The 11,594-nt window shown below is 36.2% G+C and carries 8 protein-coding genes; all 8 read right to left on the reverse strand.

Going from position 1 to position 11,594, the window contains the following annotated elements; translation table 11 throughout:
- Positions 1-11: 11 nt before the first annotated feature.
- Positions 12-3,827 carry an AAA domain-containing protein gene (locus RL70_RS07905; RefSeq protein WP_039042878.1) on the reverse strand — a complete coding sequence of 1,272 codons (3,816 nt, stop codon included), beginning with the start codon at positions 3,825-3,827 and terminating at the stop codon, positions 12-14.
- A gap of 126 nt (positions 3,828-3,953) precedes the next feature.
- Positions 3,954-4,313 carry a hypothetical protein gene (locus RL70_RS07910; RefSeq protein WP_039042879.1) on the reverse strand — a complete coding sequence of 120 codons (360 nt, stop codon included), beginning with the start codon at positions 4,311-4,313 and terminating at the stop codon, positions 3,954-3,956.
- Between the two features lie 223 nt (positions 4,314-4,536).
- The gene (locus RL70_RS07915) at positions 4,537-5,010 is read right to left on the reverse strand and encodes an ASCH domain-containing protein (RefSeq protein WP_039042880.1); all 474 of its coding nucleotides are present in this window, start codon (positions 5,008-5,010) and stop codon (positions 4,537-4,539) included.
- A 456-nt stretch (positions 5,011-5,466) separates the two neighbouring features.
- Positions 5,467-6,306 (reverse strand): DUF3888 domain-containing protein, encoded by an 840-nt coding sequence (locus RL70_RS07920; protein WP_231567253.1) that lies wholly within the window; start codon positions 6,304-6,306, stop codon positions 5,467-5,469.
- Positions 6,307-6,588: 282 nt separating this feature from the next.
- Positions 6,589-7,974 carry a M1 family metallopeptidase gene (locus tag RL70_RS07925; protein WP_156137950.1) on the reverse strand — a complete coding sequence of 462 codons (1,386 nt, stop codon included), beginning with the start codon at positions 7,972-7,974 and terminating at the stop codon, positions 6,589-6,591.
- Positions 7,975-8,566: 592 nt separating this feature from the next.
- The gene (locus RL70_RS07935) at positions 8,567-9,556 is read right to left on the reverse strand and encodes a phosphotransferase (protein ID WP_039042881.1); all 990 of its coding nucleotides are present in this window, start codon (positions 9,554-9,556) and stop codon (positions 8,567-8,569) included.
- A 336-nt stretch (positions 9,557-9,892) separates the two neighbouring features.
- A complete protein-coding gene (locus tag RL70_RS07940) occupies positions 9,893-10,390 on the reverse strand; it encodes an ATP-binding protein (protein ID WP_039042882.1) in 498 nt (165 codons plus the stop codon).
- Positions 10,391-10,532: 142 nt separating this feature from the next.
- Positions 10,533-11,459 (reverse strand): hypothetical protein, encoded by a 927-nt coding sequence (locus RL70_RS07945; protein WP_039042883.1) that lies wholly within the window; start codon positions 11,457-11,459, stop codon positions 10,533-10,535.
- Between the last annotated feature and the right edge of the window lie 135 nt (positions 11,460-11,594).

Below are 11,594 nucleotides of genomic sequence, written 5' to 3' on the forward strand. Positions count from 1 at the left end.
CCCTCCCGTCGTTAGGTAACGGATTCAGTAATGGATCGGATACCACCTTGCCTGCTGATTTCGTCGTAAAGATGTTGGTACATATCACGAGTCATTTTCGATTTAGGTTTGTTGATGAACATGTCAGAACTCCCGACAATCATCAGCAGTTCTTTCGCTCGAGAGAGTGCGACATTGAGACGTCTATAGTCCTTCGCAAAACCAATCTCACCACTCGCCTCCCCATGATTCCGAACAAAACTAACAATGATGATGTCCATTTCCATCCCTTGGAATTTATCGACGGAACCAGTTCGGAACGTCAAATGCTCTGTCTGTAGTTCCTCTTGAATAAGCTGATTGATGCGTTTAACTTGCTCCCCGTAGAAGCTGATTACGCCAACTTGTTTCTTCGAATTTACTGGAATTTTGCCTTCTTCAATCGCTGTTGCCGTAGCCTGATCCAAGTCTTTTATCATGTCACGAATGGCTGACAGTTCACTTTCATTGTAGCGGCTTGTACCACCTTTTGGCTTCGCTTCATAGTAATCAGGCGAATTAGGTTGATCAATCCAAAGTAGATGATCTTCAGGTCCAATAATATCTGTTTTAAGATGATGTGCTCGTGCCGCATCAGAATCAGGAAGGCCGCAAAGGAGCTCATAGCCGTTTTCATTGTAGAACGGCGTGATCGACTTCATGATGCGTTCGTGCATTCTGTATTGAATACCTAACATCGTCTTATTTTGCTTCGGCAACGTTCTGAACAACCGTTCAAATAGAGATTCTTTCAAAAGACGCTCCATATCTTTTTTCTGTTCATCATCAGGCATTTCTTCTAAGAACTCTTCCATCGTTTCTTGTCCAACAAGTGGTGGGAGCTGATGATGATCACCTACGAGCACGATTTTTTTCCCTTTTAGCATCGGGAGTAACAATTCAGGTGGGGTTGCTTTTGAAACTTCGTCAATAATGACTAAATCGAATACCGGATATTCTTCTACAAATTCTTTACGAGCGGAAGCGACACACGTAGTGCCGATCACATTTGCGTGTTTGACATATAATTTCCGGATTTCGTCCAAATCATAAGGGCTTGCTTCTGTAAGCATCTGATGCCACATTTTTTGAACAGATTGGATGGCTGGAACGTTCGCTAATTGCTTAGTAACCAACTCTAATTGTTGTTCCACTTCTTTTTCAGCTTGCGCATTCTCAGTCAAAAGTGGAGCTGGGTCATTTAATAAAGATTGTGTAAGCTTCCCTTCCTGCGTCTGCCTCTCACCAATAGTAACGTTGAGTTCATTCAGTTGCTCATATTGTTCAATTTCTAGGTTTGAGTATGATTGGAGGGCAGCTCGAATTGTCTCCCTTTGTTCAAGAGCTTTTTCAAGACCTTGCTTTGTTACTTCCAAGGATTTCTCTGCTTCCAGAGTGTCTTTTATAGTTTTGGATATAGCTTCATGTGAAATTTCAACCTCACTAAGAACCGTAGCTATCGCTTCAGGTGACGAAGTTTCATCACTCAGATATTGGACCTCTGACAGTTGCCCGTTTAACTGGTCAAAACGACCTTGCAGTTGCTTATGTTTAGCCGTTAATGTTGAAAGGTTCTCATTGAAGACTTCTGTTACTTTCTTTTTAATGTCTTCAAACAACGAAGTCGTGGATTGTGCTTCTATAAGAAACGCAGAAATGAAATTCTTGCGATCATGCAGTAACCCCACCGCTTTTGTTAAGTTTTCCAGACAATCATAGGATTCCACTGAAAAGGACGTTGTGCTTAAAATCTTTTTCACATTGGGCTGAACTAAATAACGTCCAACCCGACTAACAGTTTCTTGGATTGACTGCAGAGAATGGCGATTCCTGAATCCTTTTGGAATGCGTATACGATTATGAAATTGATGCTCTTCCAGGATTTTTGTTACGGTAGTAATTGCTTTATCAACTCGGGCAACCGTATCAGACCACGCTGTAAAGCTCTCTTCTCCTCCCACTTCTTGAATTCGATCAATTTGACGTATCAGCTCGGTCATCTTGTGATCTAGTTGTGGAGGCGGAACAAACTCAACTTCGTCCAAAAGATCTTTCAAATCGTTCAACTTTCCTACTGTCGTCATTTTAATAAGAGCTTTTTGATAAGATTCAATTCGTGCTAATGTATGGTCAATTGAAGTCTGCAACTCATTTACTTGTGCAACCATTTCAGTTAACGATTGACTCGTTTTGAGTAAGTCAATTCGCTCTTTTAGTTGTTTGCGTTCACTTTCAAGTTCACTCAGCATAGGCTTTCCTTCAGATACCCCAGTCGTTAACGTATCTAATCGAATAATTTCATGCTTGGCTTCTTCTAACTTGCCCTCAGATGATTTCTTCGTAGCTTCATTTTTTTCAATTGCAAGTTGTAATTCCTTTTTTTTGAGCTGTACTTCTTTTATTTCCTGTTGAATTGTACGAAGTTGTTCTTTATCATCATTCCACTGCTGCTGTTGCTCTAGTAACTCAACTCTTCGCTCAATCAGCGTTTTGTTTTTCTGATTTAATGTTTCTTCCTCTAAACGTAGGTTGGATTCAAGCTTACTGTGTTGTTCTAGCTGGAACTCCATCGCTTCTAAGGTTTGAGTACGCCAATGCTCGGCTACATTTTCTTCAATGAATTTGCGACCTTCTTCTTCAATACTTTCCGTCCTACCGTACCTCAAAATCCGGATGTCTTGGTTGTTGAGTAGCCTTCCTAATGCATTATCTACAGCAAGATTTGCTTGAGAGGCGACGAGTGTACGCAAACCTGCTTTTACAGCCTGATTACAAATTTCCGAAATGACTGTAGTCTTTCCTGTTCCAGGTGGTCCTTGAATGACGTACAAGTCATTCGCATTCATCGCTCCGTTGACCGCTTCCTGTTGGAACTCATTCAGAGAAGTTTCGAACTCAAGAGGCTCCCTGCGATTCGTTATTTTTACAACAGGACGTTCTTCAAATAAGATTTTCTCCAGGTTTGCATTCGCGGCTAGTCCGTCTTGCAAATCCTTGAACCCTCTTCTTAACCTTCTTACTTGGCTAAGTTCTGCAAAGTTACTGAAAACGATTGTTTCGAAATCTTTTCCTTGAAAACCGGTTTTACGCGCATTTTGGATGGCACTGTTCTTAAGTTCCACATCTATGCGATTTGCTTTCCTATCCGCATTGACGACATTCCCCAGGTCATAAGCCACACCTGCAAACTTTGCAGAAAATCCCGTGATGGTTCTCCAGGCTTTACCTGGCAGACCATCGATTCGGATAGAAGCTTGTCGGAAATCCTCACTCAATGTGACTGATTTTACACGAGCGTGAATATCTTCAACATCCGCATTCTTTTCCATGATCCGCAAGTAGCCTTCCCAGCCACCAATTCGTTTTTTCACATATTCCGAACGTTCTTCTGCAATTGGAAGCTCCCGTAAAAGTGTTGCAAAATCGATGGGCAACGAAATCCCAGAGCTCTTTCCTAACTTGAATTTCATTGTTGCTCGCAGTCGTCGATTCGTTGCTACTGGTTCCCGCTTGCCACGCACATGAAAGCCAGTCGCAAGAAACCCGTCATTTTTCACGATGCATTCAAGCACAGGAACACGGCCATCCAGTAATTCTTTCAGTTTCACATTCTCCTCAGGATCAAAGAAAAAGGAAAACGCTTGGCTGCCTTGCTGATTTTCCGGTCTTTTTTCAATATGTATATAGAATGATTTTTGCATAGCAAAAAAAGAATGTTCGTCTTTTGCGATTTTTTCAATCCCATTACGAGCACTCGTTGTCATAGTCAATTCACATTTTACCGTCTCTTCAAAGGTATGTCGGTTCATGGCCTTCACTTCTTTCGGTCCGTAAAAAAAGGTCAGCCATTCGTAAATGGCTGAACCTGATCTTATTAATCATCTACTATCCATTATAAACGAAAACGCCAGTTGCCGCGAGTGCGAAAAGACATGTTACGAAGGTTCATTTTCATCTTGGATGGAGTCTTGTTTCATTCCAAAGTTGGATTTAGTTTTTTCCATCTCTTGCAAGGTGATGACTTCCCGGGTAAATGACTCCAGTGAATCGAGTTGAATATTGAGCTGTTCCAATTCACCGCTGTCGTAAAAAGGGTCTTCCCAATAAATTGCATTCTTATTTGATGAAGCAAGTAAGCGGATCATTTGCATGTTGACTCCACCAGCAGTGTCTTCATCCGAAACAATCGCCTCTTCAGGTGTGTAGTCGGATTGGTTCACATACAACATCTTCAAATCTCCTTGCATTTGAGACGCCTGTTTCACAAATTCTTCTAGGGATGCTGGATGATTCATAACGCCACCTCCTTCAGGTACTAGTGTGTGTATTCCCTTTCAGGTAGGGGTTGTAAACAAGATGTTTTTAAAGTGTAACCCGAACATTTCAACGGGACAAAATACAAATTTAATGATGGAAGAGACCTCTAATTCACTTATGGAGTATCTGTCGTTTTAACGCCTTTATTACAGCACTCTTAGACCTATAAAGTTGTATACGGGTAGTATGGAAAATAAATTCTCATAACAAATCTTTGTTAACTGTCACGACTTCAAACGTTTGACAAACCAGTAATAAATCTGGAGTAAAAGTCAGTCCATGCTGACTTAACTCCCAGGTGAAAAATTTAACATGCTCACGATACCAATAATCATAGCTTAAATCCCCTTCACCCTCAGATCTTGCAAAATCTCTTGTTACTTCATTCATTTTCACAAAATCAATCTTGGTATATTTTATAATTGCTAACGGATTATTGTCTCCATCCAAAACAATATCGTACTGACCTTCTTTTGGAATTTCTTCGTCTTCAAGTTCGTATATACAATGCGCGGCACATGTCCCAGTTTTCATGCCACTAACAACTAAACTCCCCAATTCATCTCCCATTTCTTTGGAACCATCTCCAAACATCCATGCTTCCGGAACGCTCATGTTTAACATATTGTCACGAGTGTAGCTATGCCAAAATTCTTCTACCTTATTAACTGACATTAATCACTTACCCCCTCAGTAGTTAAATACGATGAATTTAGCATGCACTCTATTATCTGTCAATATTTCACAAGAGCAAGTAAACTAGTGGTGTATGCTTGATTATTTTTCATACGAAAGTTAAATGTAGTGTTCTATTTTGTTAACTCTACATTTATTTCATAATTTTTTAATAAACCCATTTTCAAGTTGAAATTGGTGATCGAGACTTTTAGTATGTATGACCTTCAGTTAAACTCCTAACTAATTGAAGAAGTGTCCTCAATATCAAAGGTGAAGACGTTTATATTCTCCTAGGGCGAAAAATCAGAGTCCTCATTAGGATTCGTTGGTTTAATACGAATTGGGGAAAGGTATCTTTCATTTCGCTAAAAATTCAATTTGAATTCCAGCATCAAATACAACAACAGACTAAATTATTACACACACTTTATATATTTAAAAAAGCCTACTGAATTAATCAGCAGGCTTGTTATTTCCCCATATATACCATGGTAATTTATAATCCATTTTCTTTCCTTGTTTACTATTTTTATCTGTTACTATCCAATTTCCATCTTTCTTTTGTACTTTGTAATTTACATTTGTACCATCGGACTTTTTGAAGAGTATATAACCTGTGTTGTCTTTCAGAAAAGTAACAGGGTCAATGACATTTTTGTTGGGTATCTTTCTCTCAGGAAGCAATATGTTGGTTTCTATTTCTTCTGCAATAGTAAAAAGAGATTTAAATTCATTTTTTATTTCTGCGTGGTATTGCAATTGATTGTATTTGTAAGCAGTGTAAGACTCCAGATTCAAATTAAAAGACTGTTTTATATCCGAAAGTGTTGTTTTATAAAATTCATCTATATCTTTTTCTAATTTATCTCCCTTATGCTGAAAGCTAATTGTTTTAACACCAAATGGGTCTACATTGAAAGTCATTGTTTCCTTACCATAAGGAGGGTCATCTGCATGCTCAAATGTTGTGACTTGGACTTTTACATTAAAATCAAAACTTCCCTCATGCTCTCTTGTAATACTCAGAATCTTAGCATCATATAAACCATATTGCTTGAGATAACCATAATAATTAGTAATTTCCTTTTGTATAGATGGGTCAAGTGTTGTAAGCAATGTATCATACATAATTTTATAATCAGGTTGCTCACTTTTGGAATTAATATTTCCTGAAGTTGTTAACAAAGCATCTTTGTATAAGTCCTCATTCATGGGTTTTTCCGTAACCATTTTATGGTTAATAATATAGATAGTAAGAACAACAAAAGATAATATTACTAGGATTTTCCTCATCGAATACTCCTTTAATATAGATGTAAGTAATGAGTATTTTCCCCTGAAATCATTTAATTATTCTTCAACTACCTGACGCTATTGTTGTGCAGCCCTTTTGAATGAATTGTCTCCGATGCTTTAACAAAGTTTTATTGTAATAGCTAGATTACTAACATAAATATGATTAGAAACGATATCGTATAAAGTTTTCTCTTAGACAATTTATCCTCTCTTTTCACAAGGTCGTTAATATATGATTTTTGGATAACAGCAGTTTATTAATGACACTTGCGGAGGTTGTTAATCATTCAGTTCCAACCAAGTTTCAAACTCAGAGATGTCTTCTAGGTTAAAATAGTATTGAGCAAATCGTACGAATTCCTTTGTGTTTACTTCTTTATATTTATAAAACTGGTAATAGTTTTTTAAAAACTTTTCTGCCTCTTCTCGGCCTCCATCTTTTTCAAATAATCTCCATAACATTGTGGAAGATTTTCCATAAACATATGAACTCACATTAGATTCGTATTGGTCCAGCGGTAAATTTACTGGATGCTCTAGATGTTCAATTTGTTTGTACATGGATTCATAAGGGACACTTTCTTTCGTTTTTGAAAAGTGATATAGGCTCGTAGCAAAGCTCGTGAAGCCTTCATCTAACCATGCATCACGATAAGGATCGTTGTTGATAATTCCATAAAAATATTGATGAGCAATTTCATGTATTACGATATCTTTAAGTGCATTGGGATGGATCGAACTCCCCCCACGAATTGTATGAGCCGTCACAATACCGGGGTATTCCATTGCTATCCCGTCTATTACCACATCTAATTGTTTGAAAGGATAAGGTCCCATAATGTCTTCGAAATATTTTATAGCAGTCGATGCTTCGTCACCAATTTCTTTATATAATTCTTGATTTTCTTCTTTTAGTCCAAACACCCGAATGGCAATGTCCCCTTCTTTCTCCATTAGTGTTGGGTTTTTTAAAATAGCTAGAAAAACTTCCTTCACATTCTTGACTTCAAATGAACCTTTGTTAGGACTAGGAAACACTTCGTGATCAAATGAAGATACTAAGTTGTACTCTTCAGGAATTTCATAAGTTAATTTGAAATTACTAAATGTGGTATGGTAAGTCTCTCCTCTATCCCTGTACTCTTCCTTATTCCATTGATGATTTCTATACGTAGCCAGCATTGGATAAAATTGAGCTAGATGAAAATTTTCATTACTCTTGGTAAATCTAAAACCCTCTTCAGGAAGGGTTAAATCATACGAAAAATCCACTCTAATTTCTTGATTGGGCTCCAGTTTGTCCGAGAGCTTAATGTTTAATGTATCCTTCTCCAAAGTAAAGATTGCTTGTTCTCCATTAATCGAGATGTTATGAAAATCGACGGTGGAAGGGTGTTCCAAATCAGGTGAAACACTTTTTGTATACATATTAGGGATAAAATAAAAAACTAATTGTTCCCAAGGATCCTCTGAGATATTTATTATTTCGACCGATGTTTTTAATCTGAATTTTCCGTCCGTATCCATTTTCAAATTAATATCATACTCACTTGTGTTGCCTGGTGATACAGTTTGGGGTGAAAATTTTTTCTTTACGGGATTTTCAATTCCTATTTTTTCTTCACTTGCAATTTGTGGGGTAAGTTTCAGTAAAACAAAAAACAACAAAAATAGAACGATGAAAGATAATATTAATAGTTTTTTCTAATGATCTTCACTCCATTTTTTAATTATCATCATATAAGTTAATTCTATTCTTGAAAAATTGTTAAATTCCTAGAGTTCGATTCCTTATCTTTAAAATGTCCCAATTCCTTCCTTTTATTTTTTGTAATATTCACTTATTTTAACCGATGAATTCTTACTAGCTTTATTTCTTTTCTGTAGTTGGAGAATCCTGTTTTTCCATTCGGCCGGTTCTTCGTTTTGAGCGATAAACTTCTACCAGCAATCCACCGTTTTCTTATCGAATATGATTACATTGCTTTCATCGGCTGGAATACGTTCGTATCTGTATTGCTCTCCTTTTGACGGGCTTACATTATTGCTAAGTGATTTTGCAACCAGCCACGAACCTAAAAGAATACATACTCCTAAAAAGAGGAGAGCTATAAACTGCAAATTCTTACTCATCCCCCCCATACTGTCGTTATATTAGCGATTTGAAACACAGTCCTTATCCAGTAACTGCACCTGCTTGTTGAGTGGCTGCTCTATTGACTTGGTCAGATAATCTATATCTACTATAGAGGAGAACCTATATTTCCTCTAACATGAACTCTAATTCTTTTTGATTTTCCGATAGCCATAGCATTTCCTTTGCAAAACGTTCTGATGGCCCACTATGCAAATCCATACTTGAAGTTATCCACCATGTACTTTCCATAAACCACAACATTCTAAGAGAGCTAATTATTGACCTTTTTTCAATTAAATGTTGCTCACTATATCCTTCTATAAATGCCTGAACAAGAGAGACATTGAGTTCATATTCATTTAATGCCCCAGATATAATTGCCCTAGCGATATCAAGCTGAGGGTAGTCATATTTCATTCTATCAAAATCTAGAACAGCGCTTATTTTCTTCTCTTCAAACAATAAATTGTCTACCCAGAGATCCCGATGAGCCCAACCAGTTTTATTAAGATCAAAATCTCTCAAATCTATAGTTTCCGTTACTTTATATTGCGTTTCTACTATCGGTAACAAATTCGATTTCCCAGTACTTTTCGCAATATCCCAAACGGACTTCCAATGGCTTAAGCGATCCTTACGACTTGGTGGGATGAACACAGGGTGGCTCGTAACGCTAAGTGTACCGTCGTTTAACAAATGATGCATATACCCGGTTACGCGACCTAAATCATACATTTGATGATCATTTAACTTTCCTGGAGGGATTACTATTCCATTACAATAATCCATTAACATAAAAAGTTCGCCCTTCTCAGATTCAATAAGAAACTGACCATCATGAGAATAAAGCTTTGGGCATGGAAGGCCATTATTATATAATCGCATTTGTTGTGAATGAGCTAGTACAAGTTCTTCACGGGTATATTTTTTGTATCTTTCCTTGTTGAATTGCTTTATTAAAAAAACACCAGAATCTGTTATTATTTTCCACTTTAAATTTAGCCAGCCTCGTTTTATAGGTGTAGCTTCTGACACCTTAAAACCAAAACAACGATTACAAGTATTAATAAGATCGTTTAGTATCATTTCTTCCGTTAATAAAGAATCCATGCTTCATCTCCTTGAATTCTCTTTCATTTCTAAGCGATTTTAATAAAGTTTCATTACTAAATAGTCTCAGATTCTGTATACCTAATCGCGCTCAATAAGCTATGTATGTTTTCAGAAAATCATTAGCTGCTTTTTGATTTTATACGTCTTATTATCCAGACAATCAAGGCAAGTACGAAGACTATCAAAATTAAACCTGGAATGCCCACACTAGTTAACAAAGTAAATCACTTTTTTTATATTTTTCAATTATTTTTTAGCTGTTTGAAGCGTAATGGTTATGCAATAAATGCCCCCGTTAGTTGAAATCTACACAAAGTTATATTGAATTCTTTGTTAATCCTTTCCACTAAACTCTAAAATATTTAACCCCTCGGATGCTTCTGGTGCTTCAAAAAAATTAGTAACATGAATAAACACCGCTTCCGTGTCAAAATCTGCTCGTTCAGGTTGTTCATTTCTCCTTTGTGCAATTTGACTTAGACATTGTTCGTTATTTAGATTAAGGAAAATTAGTTGATGGTTAGCATTGACCTCTAACACCATATCCAAAAACCACGTTCGCAGCTTTTGAGTATTAGCTGGAAAGTCCATCACCACATCTGTTCCGACACTTAGTATATTTTGGACATGTTTTTTCACAAATGGCTTGATTTGCTCTGAATATTTCAGATAATCTTCAAATGATTCGATTTGATTAGGATAAAAAGATGCGAGCAATTCATCCTCAGACAACAGTACCGCATGTTTTTCTATTGCTAATTGTTTTGATTTGGTTGTTTTCCCTGCACCCATTTTCCCACAGAAAAAGTATAGCGACCCCGATTGTTTCATATTTTTAAACCTCCTAGCTTATTTTAATAATTGTTTTCCCACCTTGTAAAACATGTTCTTCGACAAAAAATGGCCAGATTTAAGAGCAGTACATCTATCACAACTGCCCCCTATTTTAGAATTTCGAAAATATATTATCACCTTATCTATTTTTTGATTTTATAAACTGTATTTGATATTCCTTTTGCTCAATAAATTTCTGTTTTTGTTCATCGGACAAGTGTTTTTTATCTTGTTGGAGAAAGGCAATGTTTATTATGGTCATATCTGTCATATTTATAGACTCCATTGCATTTTTCAGATAAATCTTCCATCTCAAGTTAAAATCGATATTGTCTTCACAATCAGCAAAAAAAGTATTATTATAAAGTTCTTCATCAAGACTTAAATATAGTTCAGCAATAATATCTAATAATAAGAAGATTCTTGTTGTATTATCCCTTAAAACTTCTACGTCCTCAATGTTATCTAAGAGATGTAAAGTTCTGTTTCTATTAAATTCCTTTTTCACACCTTCTTGCGAAGCATTAAAACTAAGATAAAATACTTCTCTAATCATAAAATCAAAATATTTAATTTGATTACTAATCCACTTTTGAAACTCGATATTAGTATGAAGTTCATTATTTTTTTCGTTTAAATACTTAACTAGGTTTTCTTCAAAAATTTCCCTGTCGAAGTCACCCTTTTTATTTATGGATTTAATTTCATTAGACTTCTCATTAGACCATTTTCGTAATATTGCTTCTACCACTGGCACCAAACTCAAATAGGAACAAATGTAATTTCCTATCATCAAATCATAAGTTGCACTTTCAATTACTTTCATGAAGTCATTAAATATTATTGTTGGCTTAAATCTATATTCAATCTGATAGGCTCTTTGCCATGGGTTTTTTACCATCCTTAATATTTCTCCATCTAACCCTCCCCAAGCTGGATCTGGATTTTCTAAGCTAGCTAACAATTCTTGTACCCTCTTGCCTGAAACAGAAGGGTAAGGAGGAATAGTGAGTAATTTTTCATTTAGATGTTTATCTACTTTCTCATAAGTTTCCCATAAGTTCATGTAATCACCTCAAAAATAATTATTCCATACTTGTATACGCTAAAATAAAATCATTAAAAATTACTTATTTAGGATGCAATATTCATTTATTAACTCCGAAAATATTTTGTTTCATAAAAGTTGGCAATAGGTAAG

It is taken from the genome of Sporosarcina sp. ZBG7A (assembly GCF_000813425.1).
In the GTDB taxonomy this organism is placed as follows: Bacteria; Bacillota; Bacilli; order Bacillales_A; family Planococcaceae; genus Sporosarcina.